The 19,403-nt window shown below is 64.5% G+C and carries 17 protein-coding genes and 1 pseudogene; 13 read left to right on the forward strand and 5 right to left on the reverse strand.

What is annotated here, in order from left to right; translation table 11 throughout:
* Positions 1-5: 5 nt before the first annotated feature.
* The 5 genes from ACF8RA_RS06380 to ACF8RA_RS06400 form a co-directional block, all read right to left on the reverse strand.
* A complete protein-coding gene (locus ACF8RA_RS06380; protein ID WP_010954077.1) occupies positions 6-611 on the reverse strand; it encodes a transcriptional regulator in 606 nt (201 codons plus the stop codon).
* 226 nt (positions 612-837) lie between these two features.
* The gene (locus ACF8RA_RS06385; RefSeq protein WP_392461302.1) at positions 838-1,281 is read right to left on the reverse strand and encodes a heme-binding protein; all 444 of its coding nucleotides are present in this window, start codon (positions 1,279-1,281) and stop codon (positions 838-840) included.
* 2 nt (positions 1,282-1,283) lie between these two features.
* Positions 1,284-2,627, reverse strand: a complete 1,344-nt coding sequence (locus ACF8RA_RS06390; protein WP_392461304.1) for an amidohydrolase family protein — start codon at positions 2,625-2,627, stop codon at positions 1,284-1,286.
* 173 nt (positions 2,628-2,800) lie between these two features.
* Complete coding sequence (locus ACF8RA_RS06395) at positions 2,801-3,958, reverse strand: alpha/beta hydrolase family protein (protein ID WP_392461306.1); 1,158 nt, start codon at positions 3,956-3,958, stop codon at positions 2,801-2,803.
* A 177-nt stretch (positions 3,959-4,135) separates the two neighbouring features.
* Positions 4,136-5,074: a LysR family transcriptional regulator gene (locus tag ACF8RA_RS06400; RefSeq protein WP_020191687.1), complete on the reverse strand. Its 939-nt coding sequence runs from the start codon at positions 5,072-5,074 to the stop codon at positions 4,136-4,138.
* 276 nt (positions 5,075-5,350) lie between these two features.
* On the opposite strand from ACF8RA_RS06400, the gene ACF8RA_RS06405 reads away from it, so the two are divergent.
* From ACF8RA_RS06405 to ACF8RA_RS06465, 13 genes and pseudogenes are all read left to right on the forward strand, one after another.
* Positions 5,351-6,292: a VOC family protein gene (locus ACF8RA_RS06405; protein WP_392461307.1), complete on the forward strand. Its 942-nt coding sequence runs from the start codon at positions 5,351-5,353 to the stop codon at positions 6,290-6,292.
* Between the two features lie 3 nt (positions 6,293-6,295).
* Positions 6,296-6,643 carry a Rieske 2Fe-2S domain-containing protein gene (locus ACF8RA_RS06410; RefSeq protein ID WP_128573762.1) on the forward strand — a complete coding sequence of 116 codons (348 nt, stop codon included), beginning with the start codon at positions 6,296-6,298 and terminating at the stop codon, positions 6,641-6,643.
* Between the two features lie 139 nt (positions 6,644-6,782).
* Positions 6,783-7,907 carry an FAD-dependent oxidoreductase gene (locus ACF8RA_RS06415; protein ID WP_392461308.1) on the forward strand — a complete coding sequence of 375 codons (1,125 nt, stop codon included), beginning with the start codon at positions 6,783-6,785 and terminating at the stop codon, positions 7,905-7,907.
* 86 nt (positions 7,908-7,993) lie between these two features.
* Positions 7,994-9,664 (forward strand): DUF1302 domain-containing protein, encoded by a 1,671-nt coding sequence (locus tag ACF8RA_RS06420; protein WP_392461311.1) that lies wholly within the window; start codon positions 7,994-7,996, stop codon positions 9,662-9,664.
* A gap of 14 nt (positions 9,665-9,678) precedes the next feature.
* Positions 9,679-11,045, forward strand: a pseudogene (locus ACF8RA_RS06425) (DUF1329 domain-containing protein).
* Positions 11,046-11,099: 54 nt separating this feature from the next.
* Positions 11,100-12,161, forward strand: coding sequence for a WD40/YVTN/BNR-like repeat-containing protein (locus ACF8RA_RS06430; protein ID WP_392515160.1), 1,062 nt, complete (start codon positions 11,100-11,102; stop codon positions 12,159-12,161).
* Between the two features lie 3 nt (positions 12,162-12,164).
* Positions 12,165-14,654, forward strand: a complete 2,490-nt coding sequence (locus ACF8RA_RS06435; RefSeq protein ID WP_392461316.1) for an RND family transporter — start codon at positions 12,165-12,167, stop codon at positions 14,652-14,654.
* Positions 14,644-15,834 (forward strand): MFS transporter, encoded by a 1,191-nt coding sequence (locus ACF8RA_RS06440; protein WP_392461317.1) that lies wholly within the window; start codon positions 14,644-14,646, stop codon positions 15,832-15,834. Before ACF8RA_RS06435 ends, ACF8RA_RS06440 begins: the two co-directional genes overlap by 11 nt.
* A complete protein-coding gene (locus ACF8RA_RS06445) occupies positions 15,831-15,995 on the forward strand; it encodes a hypothetical protein (RefSeq protein WP_177429896.1) in 165 nt (54 codons plus the stop codon). Before ACF8RA_RS06440 ends, ACF8RA_RS06445 begins: the two co-directional genes overlap by 4 nt.
* An 11-nt stretch (positions 15,996-16,006) precedes the next feature.
* Entirely contained in the window at positions 16,007-16,579 is a 573-nt protein-coding gene (locus ACF8RA_RS06450) for a cupin domain-containing protein (RefSeq protein ID WP_014862035.1), read from the forward strand.
* A complete protein-coding gene (locus tag ACF8RA_RS06455) occupies positions 16,576-17,568 on the forward strand; it encodes a fumarylacetoacetate hydrolase family protein (RefSeq protein ID WP_392461319.1) in 993 nt (330 codons plus the stop codon). The genes ACF8RA_RS06450 and ACF8RA_RS06455 overlap by 4 nt, the downstream gene beginning before the upstream one ends.
* Positions 17,559-18,545, forward strand: coding sequence for an NAD-dependent epimerase/dehydratase family protein (locus ACF8RA_RS06460; RefSeq protein ID WP_392461321.1), 987 nt, complete (start codon positions 17,559-17,561; stop codon positions 18,543-18,545). Before ACF8RA_RS06455 ends, ACF8RA_RS06460 begins: the two co-directional genes overlap by 10 nt.
* The gene (locus ACF8RA_RS06465) at positions 18,542-19,324 is read left to right on the forward strand and encodes a cyclase family protein (protein WP_392461323.1); all 783 of its coding nucleotides are present in this window, start codon (positions 18,542-18,544) and stop codon (positions 19,322-19,324) included. The genes ACF8RA_RS06460 and ACF8RA_RS06465 overlap by 4 nt, the downstream gene beginning before the upstream one ends.
* Positions 19,325-19,403: the final 79 nt, after the last annotated feature.

Raw genomic sequence — 19,403 nt, forward strand, 5'->3', positions numbered from 1 at the left:
ACCGCCTAGGCCCTGACTTCCTTCAGGTATTTGTACACGGTGGCCCGCCCCATGCTGAGGACGTTGGCAACGTAATCGGCGCCGCTGCGCCCCTCGAATGCACCCTCGGCATGCAAGGCCAGGACAAGGTTGCGTTTGTCCTTCATCTTCAAGGTCTGCAGCGACAGGTTATGCGCTTGCAGCCACGCTTGCAGGAAGGTGTTGATGCGCTCCTGCCAATCGTTGCGGAACAACGCATCCGGTTGCGGCTCCAGCCGACTCATCTGGAAGAACGCATCCAATGCCACACGCGCCTGCTCCAGCACCGACACGTTCAGATTGATGCACATCAGATACTCGGCTTCGCCTTGCGGATTGTGCAGCACAGCACTGATCGAGCGGACCTTCTGACCGTTCCAGTTGAGCTTCTCGTAAGGACCAAGGTTGGTACCCTTCAAAAGGTCCCCCAGTTCTGGACCGAGTGCCGAATCATCGCCGAGCTTGCGATGTGAGAAATTATTGGCGATATGAACGATTGTCTGGCTGCGTATCTCATGAATGACGACTTCCGCGTGGGGGTACAGCAGCAGGGCAATGCTTTCAGCGATTGCCTGGTAATTTTCCAGTGTCATGCATTAGCCAATGATCTATTGAAGATCGCCTATGGTGGCCCTAGAGAATCCTGGGCACAAGACGGAGCTTTACCGGGTCAGGATCAAGTCCTGGCTGCGAGCCGTTCGCCTCGGCCATTGCTGCGTCAGCAGCATCCCAAGTCCTCCAGTGGGATCCGCAGCCGGCGAGCGACCTCGCCTTGGCCTGGCTCCGCCAATTGCTGGTGGAACAGGCCAAGGCGTTGGCTCAGGGCTGAAGATCGCCGCTGTCGCCGATCAGCCCGAGCGCTTCGATGGCCAGCAGCGCGCACCGCTCATCGTTGTCCGAGGTATCGCCACTGACGCCGATCGCGCCCAGTAGGCGGCCTTCTGCATCGCGCAGAAGAACGCCGCCTGCAACCGGAATCACCTCGCCACCGGTGAGGCTGTTGATGGCATCGAAGAACGCCGGCATGGTCTGGGCGCGGCGCGCCAGTTCGCGGCCGCCGAAGCCCAGGCCCAGGCAGCCGCGGGCCTTGCCGGTGGCGATCTGCGGCCGCAGGTAGCTGGCCTGCTCATCGCGCAGCACCGCCAACGGGTGGCCGGCGCTGTCGAGCACCGCTGCGGCCATAGGCTTCAGGTTCAAAGTGCGTGCCTGGTGCAGGGTCGCGACGGCCAGTTGCACTGCCAGCTCGAAGTTGAGCGTTGTCATGTTCACAGCCTCCATTTGCCGAGTTCGGACACGCGGTCGCGGGTGTAGAGGTCGGTCCATTTCAGCGAATTGAAGTCCGACACCTGCTTGGGGTTGTAGGCGGTGCGTTGCAGCCGTACCGGCTCGCCGGCCTTGTACACCGCTTGCAGGCGATCGCGGTCTTGAAGGATGCGGATGTCGTCCAGGGGCGAACCGTCGAGCACCAGCAGGTCGGCCTGTTTGCCCGGTTCCAGGGTGCCGAGCGTCTCGCCGCGCGGCATCAAGCGTGCGCCGACATGGGTTGCGGCGAATAACGCTTCGGCCGGGGTGAAGTCCAGGTGCCGTACCAGCAGCTCCAGTTCACGCGCGTGCCATTCGCCATAGGGCGTCACTGCAAAGCCGCTGTCGCTGCCGCAGGCGAAGGGTACGCCGGCGGCCTTGGCGCGCTTGAGTACCGGCGCGCCGAGCTCGAGGGTACGGGCGCAATAGGCGGCGTAGCCGGTGCTGACCGCGGGGTCATGGGGCTGGCAGAAGTCCACGGTGTTCTGCGGGAAGGTCATGGTCGGAGCGAGCACGCTGCCAGCCTCAAGCAGCGCTTCGATGCAGGCGTCATCCATGTAGAAGGCGTGGAACACCAGGTCGACGCCAGCCTTGGCCGCGTACATCACCGCTTCTCGGCCATAGGCGTGGGTAGCCACCCGGCAGCCGAGGCGATGAGCTTCGTAGACCATCTCACGGGTCTCGTCGGCGGTGAAAGCGGCGATGATTTCGCCGTTGGGGCGACGGTGAGTGCCGTCCATGGCGATCTTGATCAGGTCCACGCCGTCCTTGGCCTGCTTGCGGATCTGGGCAATGGCATCGTCACGGCTGGTGACCAGCGCGGCGGTGAAGTACTCAGGGGCGCCGACGCGGCTGGGGAACCAGTCGTTCAGGCTCTGTCGATTGGTGATGACTCGGCTGCTTGCAGCGATACGGGGGCCTTCGAACAGTCCGGCGTTGACCGTATTGCGCACGGCAATGCTGAGTTGGCCACTATCGCCAGGGCAGACCATGGACGTCACGCCGGCAGCCAGAACGTGCTGAGCGAAGAACAGCCCCCGCAGGGCGCGAAACTCGTCGCTGGTCCAGATGTCGATGTCTTCCTCGCTCTGGGAATTGCCAAACGCCAGGTGGGTGTGCACGTCCACCAGCCCGGGCATGACGAACTGGCCGTGGGCTTCACGGTCGCCGGGTTGCGGACGGGGTGCCTCGGCGGAAGGCCCGACATGGCGGATCACGCCGCCTTCGATGATCAATGTCTGACGTTGGCGGGTGTGCAGGCCAGTGCCGTCGAACAGGGTGGAGCAGTGCAGGTGCAGGGCACTCATTGGTGAGCTCTCTCATCTAGAGGGGTGGTGCAAGGCTAGGCCGTGGTGACTGCCCGGCACCAACAGATGCTATTGATGGCCAGGTATCGATGGCATCGATACCTAGCGCTCTCTGGCGCAGAAACAAGTACTGCGCCAATCGGCGCCGTCGAAGCCAGGGCCGGCAGCGCCGATCAGGCCGTGTGGCCGCCAAGGGTTTCGGCGATCCAGTCGGCGATGTAGTGCCCGGCATTGATGCTGTTGTCGAAGCTCGAGTGCTGCACGCCGCCTTCACGGCCAGTGAAAATCTTCAGTTCGCGTTTCGGACTGTTGACCAGTTGCTCGTAGGTGCGGTGTGCCCATTTAAGCGGGATCTGCGAGTCTTTCTCGCCGTGGGTGACCAGAAACGGTACGTGGATACGGTCGAGTACACCGTCGAGGTGTACGTTTTCGGCGATGCGCATGAAGTCGTCCAGGTCCTTCGCCCCCCAGACCCATTGCACATGCGCCCAGTAGTGTGGCACCGGGAAGTTGCCTTCCTTCTCCAGGCGACGTTTCTGCACGTCGCGCCAGTCGTGGTTGGCGCCCCACACCACGCCGCAAGCAAAGCGCGGTTCGAACGCCACTGCGCGCGGACAGTAGTAGCCGCCCAGGGAAACGCCTTCCAGGCCGATGCGCTTGGCATCGACATCAGCGCGGGTTTCCAGCCAGTCCACTATGCGGCTGGCCCAGTGTTCGCTGTCATGGCGCGCAGTCATGCCGTGGAGGCGAAGCGCTTCGCCGGTGCCGGGCTGGTCGACAACCAGCGAAGACACGCCTCGCCTGGCCAGCCAAGCAGGCAGGCCGACGCGGTATTTCATTTCCTTGGTCGAATCCAGCCCGTTGACTTGCACCAGCAGCGGTGCCGGGCCACTCACTCCCTCTGCGCGCACCAGCAGTCCCGAGAGGTGCTTGCCTTCATACGGGATCTCTACGCGCTCACAGTTCTCCTTGGCCAAATCGATGCCGCGGGCGAAGGTGTCGAGGAAGCGCTGATACAAGGCTGCACGACCCGGCGCGCCGTGGGCCTGCAAGCGTTCGCAGGTGAGGTAGTAGGTGGCCGCGCGGTTGTATTTTTCGCCGGCGGACAAGCGTCGGCCGGCGGTTTCGTCTTCTTCGGCCAAGCCGCACAGCTTGTCGGCCATGGTCGACCATATTTCCCGGAAGGCCTGGGTGCCGGCGGCGTCGGGCTGTTTGGCGGCTTCCTGCAGCGGTGCGCACATTTCCTCGATTTCACCCATGCGGGCACCCATTTCAATGGCCAGGTCCACCGAGAGGTTCCAGACGTAATTGGTGGGGAAGTAACGGAACATTCTTGTTGTCCTTCTGCGGTCGTGGAGTCCGGCGCCCACTTGAGCGACAGGCAGGGCGCGGTTTGAAGGCAAGGTACGCAGGCAGGGCAGGGTGGGGCCAATCGTGATCAGGGATGCGAGGTATTGCGAAACGCGATGCCCCAGCACCGTCGCGGTGTCTGGGGCGATGGTCACAGCTCAGGCGGTGGCGCGCAGAGCATCTGGCTGCGTGCTGGCGCACTGAATGACATCGCTGATGCGCTCGCGCAGCCATCTGTGCATGGGGTCGCCGTCCATGCTGCGGTGCCACAGCATGAATTCGCGCATAACCGGGATCTTCACTGGCGGTGGCAACAGGCGCAACGGCAGGTAGCCGGCATAGAGTTCGGCCAGTCGGCGGTGCATGGTGGCGATCCGCACGGTGCCCACCAACAACTGGGGCAGGGTGTTGAAGTCGTTGGTGATGACTTCCAGCCGCCGATTGAAGCCGTACTGGTTCATGAACCAGTCCTCGATGCTCAAGTGGCGGTTGCGGCCAAAGCCTACCGAGATGTGGCCCATCTGCATGTACTGCTCAAGTGTCAGATGCTCGCCCACCTCGGGGTTGTCGCGCCACACCACGCAGACATGATCTTCCTCGAACAGCAGCTGCGCCGGATGGCCCTCGATGAGATAGCGCTCGGGCACGATCATCATGTCGACCTCGCCTCGCATCAGCAATTCGGCGCTACTGTCGCCTGGGCCGATCATCTCGAAGGTAATGTGCGGCGCCTCCTGATGGATTTTCTGGATGACCTGAGCGAATACCACACTGATCAGGTAGTCCGAGGCCACCAGGCGGAAGTGTCGCTTGCTGGCGGCCGGATCGAACACCGGCTTGGCCGTTATCGAGGCGCGAATGGTCAGCAGCACCTCGCGTACCGGCTTGGCCAGTTCCAGAGCATAGGGGGTGGGCTGCATCTTGCGGCCGACCTGCACCAGCAACTCATCCTCGAAAAACGTTCGCAAACGCCCCAGCACCCCACTGGTGGCCGATTGAGTCATGTGCAGGCGCTCAGCGGCGCGTGTGATGTTTTGCTCCTCGAGCAGGATGTCCAGGGCAACCAGCAAGTTCAAGTCCAGGTGGTGAAAGCGCATGGTGATAGCTCTCGGTTCTTGTAGTTATTTTCGCGATACCTTCCCGCTGCATTGCCGCTACGTCAAGACCTTCAAGCCACGATACCTAGCCAACGCCACAGTACATGGGCTGTGGCCCAGGTATCGCGATTGCCGATGCCTCGCATTCTGACTCGCGATTGGTCACGCCACCCCGCCACCGAGCAACCTGCACGCCAGTCGTACGGCCGATGTGCCGCCGCGACCCACTACCGGTGACCTGCCTCGCCGAATAACAATTTCAATGGAGTGGTAGCCATGAATATTCTTGGTCTCGACGCGCTGGTGTTTGGCGTCGACGATATCCAGGCCTGTGCCGATTGCCTGCGTGACTATGGCCTCGATGCCGTTCAACTGGACGGCGACGGTGGCCGTTTCGAGGCGCTGGACGGCACCTCGATCATTATCCGTCGCGGCGACGACCCTGGCCTGCCGCCAGCGTTCGGGCCGACCCCATCGCTGCGCGAGACCGTTTACGGCGTCGCGTCGAGCACCGATCTGGCGGCCATCGCCGACGAGCTGGGCCGTGACCGCGAGGTGCGGCGCGACGCCAGCGGCGCGTTGCACACCTTCGACGACCTGGGCTTTGCCATTGCCTTCCAGGTGACCTGCCGTCGCCCCTTCGACGCGCCGGCCGACCTTACCAACGCCCCCGGTAGCGCACCGCAGCGCCCGATCAACCAGCTGGGCATTGCCCCGGACATGCCGGCGTTGCCGCGCACCTTGTCCCACGTGGTGTACTTCGTACCCGATGCGGCCAAGGGCGAAGCGTTCTACCGCGATCGCCTGGGCTTCGTCACCACTGACAGCTTCATAGGCGTCGGCCCGTTCATGCGCACCGCCGCCATGGACGATCACCACTGCCTGTTCATGATCCAGACCCCACCGCACATGCAGGGTTGCGAGCACTTCACCTTCCATATGGGCAGCGGCACCGAGGTCCTGCTGGCCGGTACGCGTTTCCAGCAGCAGGGCTGGACCAGCTTCTGGGGCCCGGGCCGACACCTGCTGGGTTCCAACTGGTTCTGGTACTTCAACAGCCCGCTGGGCTGCCACATCGAGTACGACGCCGACATGGACAAGCACGATGACGCGTGGGCGGCGCGTCAGGCACCGATGTCGGCCGACAACTCGCAGCTGTTCCTGTTCGCCTCGCGGGAGAAATGGGCACCCAGCGGCCCACCTGCGAAGCAGGGTTGAAACATGGCGTGGGTGGAGCTGTGCCGGCTCGATGAGCTGGGCGAGGGTCACGCGCGCGGTTTCGACCCACAGGGCAGGGGCGCGGACAGCCTGTTCGCCCTGCGGTACCTGGGCCAGGTACGCGTCTACCGCAACCTCTGCCCGCATTTGATGGTGCCCCTGGAGTACCGCAAGAACCGCTTTTTGAGCGCCGATGGCCAGTGGATCGTCTGCTACGCCCACGGTGCGCGCTTCATGCCCGAAGACGGCACTTGCGTTCACGGCCCCTGCCGAGGCGAAGCCTTGGAGGCACTCGATCACAAGGAAGCGGACGGCTGGCTGCTATTGCCGCTGGAGCAGCTCGATCGCTGACCTATCGCGCCGCGCGATAGGTCGCATCCCGCGACGCGATTGGTCATGGACCGGCGCAGGCGGGAAGCTGTGCATAGGCACAGGAAACGGCCGCCCCGCATGACGGGGCGCACAACAAGAACAAAACGTGAGACATGCCATGAATACTGTGAACAACGTGTTGATCGTGGGCGGCGGAATTGGCGGGCTGTGTGCCGCCATCGCCTTGCGCCGCAAGGGCGTCGCCGTCGATCTGGTCGAGCTGAAAACCGAGTGGACCGTCTACGGCGTCGGCATCATTCAACAGAGCAATGTGGTGCGCGAGATGCACCGGCTGGGCCTGCTCGAAGCCTACCTTGATGCGGCCTACGCCTTCGAGGACGTGGCCATCTATACCACCGAAGGGCAGCAACTGGCGCGCATCCCTGGCCAGCGTCTGGCCGGTCCGCAGTATCCGGCCAATGTGGGTATCTCGCGTCGCGCCCTGCACAAGGTGTTGAGCGAAACTGCCATCGAACTGGGCACCCAGGTGCGCCTGGGCACCTCGGTGGAAAGTTTCGAGCAAGACGACAGCGCAGTGGACGTGCTGTTCACCGATGGCAGCCAGGGGCGCTACGGTCTCATGGTCGGCGCCGACGGGTTGTTCTCGAAAGTCCGCAGCCTGCTGTTCGGTGATCGTTATCAGCCGCGTTTCACCGGGCAGTCGGTGTGGCGCTACAACTTCCCGCGTGCGGCAGGTATCGATCACCTTGCCAACTACCAAGGGCCCTCTGGCAACGCGGGTCTGGTGCCGCTGGCCGATGACCTGATGTACCTCTTCACCACTTCCCACGAGCCGGGCAACCCCTGGATGGAACCGGCTGCTTTGGCTGATGGCCTTCGCCAGCGCCTGGCCGGTTTCGGCGGGCTGATCGGCGAATTGCGCGAGCAGATCGTCGACAACGCCGGGGTCGTTTACAAGCCGCTTGAAGCGGTGTTTGTCGACGAACCCTGGTACTGCGGTCGAGTGCTGCTGATCGGGGATGCCGCCCATGCCACCACGCCACACCTGGGGCAGGGTGCAGGCATGGCCATTGAGGACGCCGTGGTGCTCGCCGAGGAGCTCACCGCGGGTGGCAGCCTGGACGCGCAATTGCAGCGTTTCATGGACCGGCGTTTCGAGCGCTGCAAGTTCATCAGCGAAATGTCCCTGCTGGCAGGTGTGAAGGAGATCCAGCGCGATCCTTCCTTCGACCGCATCGGCCTGGTCAAGCGCATGCTGGAGGTCACCGCGCAGCCGATTTGACTCCCCGTACCCGGCACGCCCTGCCTTGTCGGCGCGCCGGCCCTATGCCAACACCGACGCACAATAAAAAGAAAGAGGAAACCCCGATGTTGACTCGCAAAGGTGCATTCACACGGCCGTTACCGGCGCTCAAGCCCCTCAGCCTGGCGCTTGTCGCGCTGGCCGCAAGCCAGGCGCAGGCCTTCGAATTCGATACCGGCAACCCCGACCTGCGGGTGCGCTGGGACAATACCCTGAAATACAGCGCCGCCTGGCGTACACAGGACGCGAGCAGCAAGCTCACCGAAGGGCAGACCGCGCTGAACCTGGACGACGGTGACCGCAACTTCGACAAGGGCCTGATCTCCAACCGCCTCGACCTGCTGTCGGAACTGGACATTACCTACGACAACGTCGGCGCACGGGTCAGCGGCGCGGCCTGGTACGACGATGTCTACAACCAAGGGACTGACAACAACGATCCTGGCCGTGCCAACAGTTATTCGGTCGACTACGACGCGTTCACCGACGACACGCGCAAGCTGCATGGACGCAAGGGCGAGCTGCTCGACGCCTTTATCTTCGGCAAGACCGAGATCGGCGACATGCCTCTGTCCGGCCGTTTGGGTCAATACGCCATGCAGTGGGGCGAGAGCCTGTTCTTTGGCATGAACGGCATTGCCGGCGGCATGGCTCCGGTGGACGTGGTCAAGGGGCTGTCGGTACCCAACACGCAGTTCAAGGAACTGATCCGTCCGGTACAGCAGATTTCCGGACAACTCCAACTGACGCCGGATGTGTCGGTGGGGGCCTATTACCAGTTCGAGTGGGAGGCCAACCGCCTGCCGGCAGCGGGCAGCTATTTCTCCACAGACGACTTCTTCGGTGATGGCGCCGAGCGCATGTTCGTCGGCGCGCCGGTGTTCCCCGGTGGCCAACCTCTGGCGTTCTTCCACGGCAACGACAAGCAAGCCAAGGACTCAGGGCAGGGCGGCGTGCAGGTGCGCTGGCGCACCGAGACTGTCGACTGGGGCCTATACGCCATCCGCTTCCACGACAAGTCGCCGCAACTCAACGTACGCCCGGACTTCGCCAACCTCGACCCGGTCAGCGGCAAGGCCGGCGAGTTCTACTGGGTGTATCCCGAGGGTATCGAGGCGTTCGGTGCGAGCTTCTCCACCACCGTTGGCAACTTCAACCTCGCCGGTGAGTTGTCAACGCGCTGGAACCAGCCGTTGGCCTCGACCAACCAGCATGCGTTGGCCGTGGGCGAGGCGATCGACAATGACGATAACCCGGTTTACGCCACCGGCCGCACGTTGCACGCCAACTTCTCCTGGCTTGCCAGCCTGGAGCCGAACTTCATCGCTGCCGAGTCGAGCTTCCTCGGCGAAATCGCCTGGAACCGGGTGATGAGCGTGAGCAAGAACGCCGATGCCGTTGACCCTAACGCCGACCGTGACGCCACCAGCCTGCGCCTGGTGTTCGAACCGATGTACCGGCAGATCTTACCGGGTCTCGACCTGTCGGTGCCGATCGGCGCGAGCTACACCAACGGCGCGTCCATGGCGCTGGGCACCGGTTTTGGTACCGATCATGGCGGTGACCTGAACATCGGCCTGAAAGGCAACTACCTCAACACCTGGAGTTTGGGTCTGACCTACACGCACTACTACGGCCCGGAGAACACCTTCCTCGACGCCGATAACCACTACACCTTCGAACAGTCGCTCAAAGACCGCGACTTCATCGCCTTCACTGTCAGCCGCACCTTCTGACCGAGGACCACCCGATGAAACACAATAATAAAGTCGTTTCCCTGCTCATTGCCCAGAGTGCCTCGCTGCTATTGGCCCACGGCGCCGTTGCCGCAGTGCCCGCCGAGCAGGCGGCCATGCTCAAGACCAGCCTGACCCCGCTCGGTGGCGAGCGGGCCGGCAATGCGGATGGCAGCATTCCTGCCTGGACCGGTGGCTACATCAAGGCCGACCCGGCCTATAAGGAAGGCGGCAGGCGTGGCGATCCGTTCGCCAACGACAAGCGGCTGTTGAGCATCACCGCGCAGAACATGGCGCAGTATGCCGACAAGCTGACGCCGGGCATCCAGGCCATGCTGAAGAAGTACCCGGACAGCTATCGTCTCGACGTCTACCCGACACGCCGCAGTGCTGCCGCTCCGCAGTCGGTGTACGACGCTACCCTCGCCAACGCCACCAGCGGCAAGCTGGTGGACGGCCCCGCCGGCCCCATGCCCGAAGGCGCATCCGGCGGCATCCCGTTCCCGATCCCGGCCAATGGCGTGGAAGCCATGTGGAACCACCTGCTGCGTTGGCGGGGTGCGTCCTGGCACGCCAGCTTCAATCAGTACCTGACCACCGCCAACGGCAAGCACGTGCTCACCAATGACTCGCGGGCCGATTTGCAGATGCCCTGGTACCTGCCCGGTGGCAGTGGCGACAAGGGTGTGTTCTGGTCCATCCGCATGACCAACGACGGCCCGCCCCTGCGTGCCGGGGAGGCCATTACCGGCCTTGAGAACCTCAACGCCGAAAAGCTGCGGTCTGGACCTACCTGCCTGGTCAGCGCCGTGTGCGTCGCCTGCCCAACGCCTGTTGCGACACGCCGACCCCGGCCACCGCCGGCGTCATGAGCTTCGATGAGCTGTACGTGTTCAACGGTCGTCTCGACCGCTTCGACTGGAAGCTGGTGGGCAAGAAGGAGATGTACATCCCCTACAACGCCAACAAGGTGTTCACCGCCAGCAACGCCGAGGCGCTGCTGGCCCCCCATCACCTGAACGCCGACGCCATCCGATGGGAGCTGCACCGTGTGTGGGTGGTGGAGGCGACGCTGAAGAATGGCCAGCGCCATGTGATGCCGCGTAGCACCTACTACCTCGACGAAGACACCTGGGCTGCCGTGCTGGGCGAGCGCTATGACGCCCGCAACCAGTTGGCCAAGGTGGTCTGGACCTCGCCGGTGGTGCTGCCTGACCTGCCGGGCGTGGTGACCTTGACCAACGGCTTCTACGACATGCTCTCCGGTGCCTGGTTCGCCGGTGACCTGTTCGCTGGCAAGAACGAACAGTACCGCATCGTGCCGCCCTACAAGGACTCGGTGTTCACCGCCGACGCCATGGCCGGCGAGGGTGTGCGCTGAGCAGGCGCGCTGCGCGGGTGCTGTACCGACTCTAAGAACAAAAGGTTGCGTGCGATGAACAAGATGCTCTACGGCTGGCTACTGGCAGCCTGTTGCGGGCTGCCGCCGGCGTTCGCCGGTGACAGCGTGGATGTGCTCGCGCAGCCCGCGCTGCACGGCCCCCAGGCCCTGCGTGCGGTGTTGCAGGATGTGGCCCGGGCCGATGCACGCCTGGTCGCGGTGGGTGAACGTGGCGTGGTACTGCTGTCCGATGACAATGGTGCCACCTGGCGCCAGGCCACTGCCGTGCCGGTGGGTGTCAGCCTGACCGCCGTGCAGTTCATCGACGCCCGCAACGGCTGGGCGGTCGGACATGCCGGCGTGGTCTTGCACAGCCAGGACGGTGGTGAGCACTGGAGCGTGCAGCTCGACGGCAAGCGCGCCGCCGCCCTGGAGGTGCAGGCAGCCGAGGCTGCCTCAGACGAGCGTCGCCTGGCGGCGGCGCAACGGCTGCTGGCCGACGGCGCGGACAAGCCGTTGTTGGCCCTGAATTTCACCGATGCCCGCAACGGCCTGGTCGTGGGTGCCTACGGGGTGGCCATGCGCACCGCCGACGGCGGGCGCAGCTGGCAGTCGGAGATCGGCCGACTGCCGAACGGGCGTGGACTGCACCTGTATGCCCTGGCGCGCCAAGGCAACCAGGTGTACATCGCCGGCGAGCAGGGCCTGCTGCTTCGCTCGCGTGATGGCGGTGAGCATTACGAGGCGCTGCACGGGCCCTACGATGGCAGCTACCTCGCCGCCACCGTGTTGCCTGATGGCCGTCTGCTGCTCGGCGGCCTGCGCGGTTCGCTGTTCGCCTCTGACGACGGTGGCGATAGTTTCCAGGCGCTAGCCAACCCGATCCCGGCATCGATCAACGGCCTGCGCGTCGCCGGTGGCCAGTTGTTGCTCGCCAACCAGGCAGGGATGCTCCTGCGCAGCGGCCTCGGCGCCTTTGTCGCCCAGCCCGTGGCGGTCTCCAATGGCCTGCCACTGACCGCCGCCACCACCGCCGCCGATGGCTCCATCGTCGCCGTCGGCATGGCCGGTGCGCGCCGCCTGGAACCTTCCTCTCTTTCCACCACGACGGACTGAACCATGCACGTCATGAATTCATCTGCGCCTTCCAGCGGCCATCTCGACGACTTCGACAGCGCGTCCGGCTCGCTGCTGGAACGTGCGCTCTTCAACCACCGTGTGCTGGTGTTGCTGCTGTGCCTGGCGGCGACCTTGCTGCTCGGCTGGCAGGCCTCGCGCCTGACCCTCAATGCCAGCTTCGAGAAGATGATCCCGCGCGATCATCCGTTCATTCACAACTACCTGGAGCACCGCCAGGAACTCGACGGCCTGGGCAACGCGGTGCGCATCGCCGTGGCCAATCCGCGCGGTAGCATCTACGACAAGGACTACCTGCACAGCCTGCAGCAGCTCAACGACGCGGTATACCTGCTGCCTGGCGTCGACCGCGCGGCGATGAAGTCGCTGTGGACGCCGTCCACCCGCTGGACCGGAGTCACCGAGGAGGGCCTGGAAGGTGGCCCGGTGGTGCCCGACGGCTACGATGGCGCTGCCGCTAGCCTGGAAGCGCTCAAGCGCAACGTGGAACGCTCCAACGAGATTGGTCAACTGGTGGCTTTCGACCAGCGTTCGAGCATTGTCTACGTGCCGCTGCTGGAGAAGACCCCGGACGGCCAGGCCCTCGACTACACGGCCTTCGCCCATGAGCTGGAAACCCTGCGCGAGCGCTTCCAGGCGCAGGGGGTGGAGATCCACATCACCGGTTTCGCCAAGGTCGTCGGCGACCTCATGGACGGCCTGCGGCAGATCCTGCTGTTCTTTGCCGCCGCCATTGCCATCACCGCCGCCGTGCTGTACTGGTACACCCGCTGTGTGCGCAGCACCGCGCTGGTGGTGGTGTGTTCGCTGGTGGCAGTAATCTGGCAGCTCGGCCTGCTGCCACTGCTGGGTTACGAGCTCGACCCCTATTCGGTGCTGGTACCGTTCCTGGTGTTCGCCATTGGCATGAGCCATGGCGCCCAGAAGATGAACGGCATCATGCAGGACATCGGCCGCGGTATGCATCGCCTTGTGGCAGCGCGGTTCACCTTCCGCCGGTTATTTCTGGCCGGGCTCACCGCGCTGCTATGCGATGCGGTCGGTTTTGCCGTACTCATGATCATTCAGATACAGGTGATCCAGGACCTGGCCGTTATCGCCAGCCTGGGCGTGGCGGTGCTGATCTTCACCAACCTGATTCTGCTGCCGGTGCTGCTCTCCTACGTGGGCGTCAGTGCCCGTGCGGCGCGGCGCAGCCTGCGCGCTGAAGAGGCCGAGGCCCGCGGAGCGGGCAAGCATGCGGTGTGGCGCTTTCTCGACCTGTTCACCCGCCGGCGCTGGGCGGCGGCGTGCATCGCCGTCGCTGCGCTGATGGCTGCCGGGGGCTACGCCGTGAGTCTGCACCTGAAGGTCGGCGACCTCGACGCCGGCGCTCCCGAGCTGCGCGCCGATTCGCGCTACAACCGCGACAATGCCTTCGTCACCCGGCACTACGGCGCCAGCAGCGATGTGTTCGCGGTGATGGTGCGCACCGCCCCCGGTGGCTGTTCGGCCTACGGCACCTTGAAACACGTGGATGACCTCGACTGGCAACTGCGTGGCCTGCAGGGCGTGGACTCGACAAACTCGTTGGCGCTGCTCAACCGCCGGGTGCTGGTCGGCCTCTCCGAAGGCAGCCCGAAGTGGTATGACCTGGTCAACAACCAGGCGACCCTGAACATGGTCACCGCCGGTGCCCCGCGCGGGCTGTACAACGACGACTGCAGCCTGCTGACGCTCTATGCCTACCTGACCGATCACAAGGCCGACACCCTGGCGCGGGTGGTCGACAGCGTCCAGGCGTTTGCCCAGGCCAACGACAGCGAGCAGGCCAGCTTCCTCATGGCTGCCGGCAGTGCAGGCATCGAGGCTGCCACCAACCAGGTGGTCAAGCAGGCCAACCGCGACATGCTCTGGTGGGTCTACGGCGCGGTGATCGTGCTCTGCCTGGTGACCTTCCGCTCCTGGCGCGCGGTGCTCTGCGCGGTGCTGCCACTGGTACTCACCTCGATCCTCTGCGAAGCGCTGATGGTGGCGCTGGGTATTGGCGTGAAGGTGGCGACCCTGCCGGTGATCGCCCTTGGGGTCGGCATCGGCGTGGACTACGCGCTGTATGTGATGAGCATCGTGCTGGCCCAGCTGCGCCAAGGCGCGAGCCTGTCCCAGGCGTACTACCGCGCGCTGCTGTTCACCGGCAAGGTGGTCATGCTCACCGGTATCACCCTGGCCATCGGCGTTGGTACCTGGATCTTCTCGCCGATCAAGTTCCAGGCCGACATGGGCGTGCTGCTGGCATTCATGTTCGTCTGGAACATGGTCGGCGCATTGATCCTGCTGCCGGCGTTGGCCTACTTCCTGTTGCCGCACCGCAAGGCCTGTACCGAGCAGCTGGCATTGCCGGCGCATGAGCACACAAGGCGCGAGCACAGCAGCGGGATGCTGGAGCAGGGCGCCAGTTTTCGCCCACTGGAGGAGGTGAGCCATGGCCGCTGAACGCACCGCCGGAAACGCCCAGGCTGCCTTGTTGCTGTTCGGCAGTTGCCTGCCCGTCCTGGGGGCGGTGCTTATCGCACCGGTGCTACCCCGCATGCACGCGCATTTTGCCGAGACGCCGGGCGTGGCCGTGCTGGTGCCGGTGGCCCTGACGTTGCCGGCACTGATCATAGCCTTGTTGGCGCCGCTGGCCGGGGTAATGGCAGACCGAGTGGGGCGGCGAGCACTGCTGCTGGCGAGCATGTTGCTCTACAGCCTGTGCGGTTTGTTGCCGTTGTGGCTGGATTCGCTGGTGCTGATTGTCGCCAGCCGCGCCGGCATCGGCTTGGCCGAAGCCGGCATCATGACCTGTTGCACCACGCTGATGGGTGACTACTTCGACGGCCAGCGCCGGGCGCGGTTGTTCGCTTTGCAGATGGTGGTCACCTCATTGGCGGCGGCATTGTTCATGGGCGTGGGCGGTGCGCTGGGGGAAAGCGACTGGCGGACACCGTTCACCCTCTATGCGGTGGGTGCGCTGTGCCTGCCCTTGATGGCCCTTCTGTTGTGGGAGCCGCGTGCCTGCCAGACCGCCAGCGAAGCCACCGTCGATTCGCGTTTCCCATGGGCGGCCCTGACGCTGTTATACCTGCTCACCGTGCTGGCTGGCGTCAGCCTGTTCATCGTCCCGGTGCAGGCCGGTTACGTGCTGCAGTTACTGCACATAGATGCGCCCCGTCAGGTCGGCCTGGCCATGGGCGCCAACCAGCTCGGCGTGTTGGCCGGCGCACTGGCTTTTCGCTTACTGGCGCGCTTGCCGGCTGGGCGGTTGCTGGCCTTGGGCTTTGCCACGGCGGGGCTCGGTGGGGGCCTGATGGCGCTGGCGAGCAGCCACGCGCCAGTGGTGCTGGCGGTGCTGATCAACGGCCTGGGTGTTGGGCTGTTGCTGCCGACGCTGATCACTCTGGTGATGCAGCAGGTTGGCTTCGATCAGCGCGGCCGTGCTACGGGTGGGTTCACTTCGGCGATTTTCGCGGGTGAGTTCGTCAGTCCATTGATCGTCCTGGCATTGACCGCTGGTGTGGCTACGCAACTGCCGCATGCACTGCTGCTGGTCGCCATCGGACAACTGCTACTGGCGCCTGTGTGCCTGTCCTTGATGCGCCACCGGCGGCCGGTGATGGTGGCAGGTGCACGATGAACGAAATTTTCCTTGGCGGGCGAGCCAATGCCAGTCGCTCTCTGCGCAGCGCCATGTGGCTGACCAGCACGCAGCTACCGGCCATGGCTAAAGGCGCAGCGTTCATCAGCGAACAGAATCTTATTGTCGACGGTGGCTCGACCATCGGCGACGGCAATTGAAAGGAGACAGCATGCAATCGCTTCCTGCATTCAAACGTGTAGTCACCGGCCACGATGCCGAGGGCCAGGCGGTCGTCGCCAGTTGCGGCCCGACACCGAACAACTTCCCACTCAAGGCGGTGCCTGGCACCCTCTTCTACGAAGTCTGGAACAGTGTCGGCAGCCCGGCGACACTGGACAACGGCAATGATCCGACAGCGCAGCCGCTGCAATTGAGCCCTGGGCCGCTGGGCAGCGTGATTCGCGTGGTGGACATACCGCCCGACAGCGTGCAGAACCAGGTCAGTGCCGAAGATGCTGCCGCTGCCTTCGCCGAGATCGGCGAGGCGAGTGCCGGCACGGGCAAAGCCGATTCGAAGCACAAGCTGATGCACCGCACCGAAACCCTGGACTACGGCATCGTTACCGAGGGCGAGGTCTGGCTGGTGCTGGACGATGGCGAAGTCCACCTCAAACGGGGCGATATCGTGGTCCAGCGCGGTACCAACCACGCCTGGAGCAACCGCAGCGAACAGATGGCCCGGATGGTCTTCATCCTGCTCGATGGGCGGTATGCCGAGACGCTCAAGGAGCTGCTGCCATGAAGCTCGCCACGTTCGACGACGGCAGCCGCGATGGTCGCCTGCTGGTGGTGGCCCGTGACCTCGGGCATGCGGTCGATGCCAGCGACATCGCCACCAGCTTGCAGGTCGCGCTGGAAAACTGGCCCCAGGTCGAAGCCCGCTTGCAGGCGCTGTATCAGCAGCTCAACGACGATGCGGTTGCGGGTGCCTTCGCGCTCGACCTCGCTCGACTGGCTGCGCCCCTGCCGCGTGCCAGCCAATGGCTGGATGGCTCGTGCTTCCTCAGCCATGGCGCGTTGATGCAGAAGGCCTTCAACCTGGACCCGATCGAAGGCGTCGAGCACACACCACTGATTTACCAGGGTGCCAGCGACGACTTTCTCGGGCCTCTCGCGGACGTTCCCTTGCCCAGCGAGGCCCACGGCATCGACTTCGAGGGCGAGTTCGCGGTGTTGCTCGACGACGTACCCATGGGATGCCCGGCGGAGCAGGCCTTGCAGCATGTTCGCCTGATCCTGCAACTCAACGATGTCAGCCTGCGGGCCCTGGCACCGCGGGAAATGAAGACCGGCTTCGGCTTTCTCCAGGCCAAGCCCGCCAGCAGTTTCGCGCCCGTCGCGGTCACCCCGGACGAACTCGGCGAGGCCTGGCGCGACGGCCGGGTGCACTTGCCGCTGCACGTGCACTGGAACGGCGAGTGGTTCGGCCATCCCCATGGCGGCGCCATGCACTTCGGTTTCCACCAGTTGATTGCCCATGCGGCGCTGACGCGACGCTTGAGTGCGGGCACGCTACTCGGCTCCGGCACCGTGTCCAACGCCGACCGCAGCGTGGGCTCGGCGTGCATCGCCGAGCGCCGCGCCATCGAAACCATCGCCTGCGGTGCGCCGCGCACGGCCTTCATGCGCTTTGGCGACCGGGTGCGCATGGAGGCTCGCGGGCCCGAGGGCGAGGTGCTGTTCGGGGCCATCGACCAGCGCGTGGTGCGGGGAGGCTGGCCATGCGAGTGATGGTCACCGGGGCCAATGGCTTCGTCGGGCGCCAGTTGGTGCAGCGCCTGCTGGACCTGGGCGAGCTGCGCGGGCGGCGAATCGAGGCACTGCTGGCGCTGGATCAGGCACTGGATGGCCTGCCCGAAGACGCGCGCCTGCGTCGTCATCACGGTAGCGTCACCGACGCGGCCTTGCTGCGTCGGGTGCTGGCTGATGGTGTCGACGTGGTCTTCCATCTCGTCAGCGTGCCTGGCGGCGCTGCCGAGGCGCAGTACGAACGGGGTTACCAGGTAAACCTGCAAGCAAGCCTGGAGTTGCTCGACCAACTGCGTAATCCCCTCTGTCCACCGGTGCTGGTGTACGCCAGCAGCGTCGCGGTGTACGGCGGCAAGTTGCCGACGCGCATGGACGAAGGCCAGCCAGCGTCGCCGCAGCTGTCCTATGCGGCGCACAAACGCATGGTGGAGATCGCGTTGCAGGACCTTGCCCGCCGTGGCGAGGTTGACGGTCGCGCCTTGCGCTTGCCCGGTATCGTTGCTCGCCCGCGCGAGCCGAATGGTCTGCGCTCGGCGTTCATGAGCGACCTGTTGCACGCCTATGTGGCCGGGGAGGCCTACACCTGCCCGGTGTCACCCGAAGCGAGCGCCTGGTGGATGTCGGTCCGTTGTTGCGTGGACAACCTGCTGCACGCCGCCGAGCTGGAAGACCCGGGCAGCCAGCGGGTTTGGCAACTGCCCGTGCTGCATTTGACCATCGCCCAGGTGCTGAACGGGCTGGCGGCTGTTGTTGGCGAGGCCAACCGTGAGCGCATCGCCTTCGCCCCCGATCCCCAGCTCGAAAGCCTGTTTGGCCGCTACCCACCGTTGCGTACCTCGTTTGCCCGCGAACTGGGCTTCTGCCACGACGGTTCAGTGGCCGGGCTGCTGCGTAATGCCCTCGACTTGCCGCCGCGCCACACCCGTCGCGCGGCCATCCGCAAAGGAATCCTCGTATGAGCTTGAACACACGTCGCTTACTGGACCTGTCTGTCACCCTGGACAACAACCCTTACACTGATCCGCCACCTTTGCTGCCGAAGATCGATTATATGGATCATCAGCAGGGTTGGCCGGAGATGGCCGCGATGTTTCCCGGGCTGCGCAAGGAGGACCTGCCGGGCGACGAGTCCTGGGCGGCGGAGCGCCTGCAGATCACCACTCACAGCGGTACTCACATGGACGCGCCCTGGCACTACGCATCCACCACCGACGGTGGCAAGCCGGCCTTCGGCATCGACGAACTGCCGCTGGAGTGGTGCCTGCAGCCGGGGGTGAAGCTGGATTTTCGTCATATGCCGGATGGCCACGTGGTCACTGCGGCGCAGGTCGAGGCGGAGCTTGCGCGTATTGGTCATGAGCTGCAGCCGCTGGAGATCGTGCTTGTCAACACCCGCGCGGGCAGCTTGTTCGGCCAGCCAGGCTATCTCGAAGCCGGAGTGGGGATGGGCCGCGAGGCGACCTTGTACCTGCTGGAGCGCGGGGTGAGGGTGGTCGGTACCGATGCCTGGAGTTGGGATGCGCCATTCAAGTTCACCCGCGAACGCTTCAGCGAAACGGGCGACGCCTCGATCATTTGGGAGGGCCATAAGGCCGGGCGTGATATCGGCTATGGGCAGATGGAGAAGCTGGCCAATCTGGAGCGGCTACCGGCGGATGGGTTTCTGGTAAGTTGCTTTCCTTACAAGATCCGGCATGCCTCAGCCGGCTTCGTCCGGGCGGTAGCGATCTTCGATTAGGGACAAAGCCATGGGCCGAAAGGAGCGGGCGTGCGCAGCTGCCGTCAGCCGTTGGCCCTCGGGCAGCTGCGGGCGATGG

Source organism: Pseudomonas sp. FYR_5, assembly GCF_043106315.1.
GTDB classification, from domain to species: domain Bacteria; phylum Pseudomonadota; class Gammaproteobacteria; order Pseudomonadales; family Pseudomonadaceae; genus Aquipseudomonas; species Aquipseudomonas putida_Y.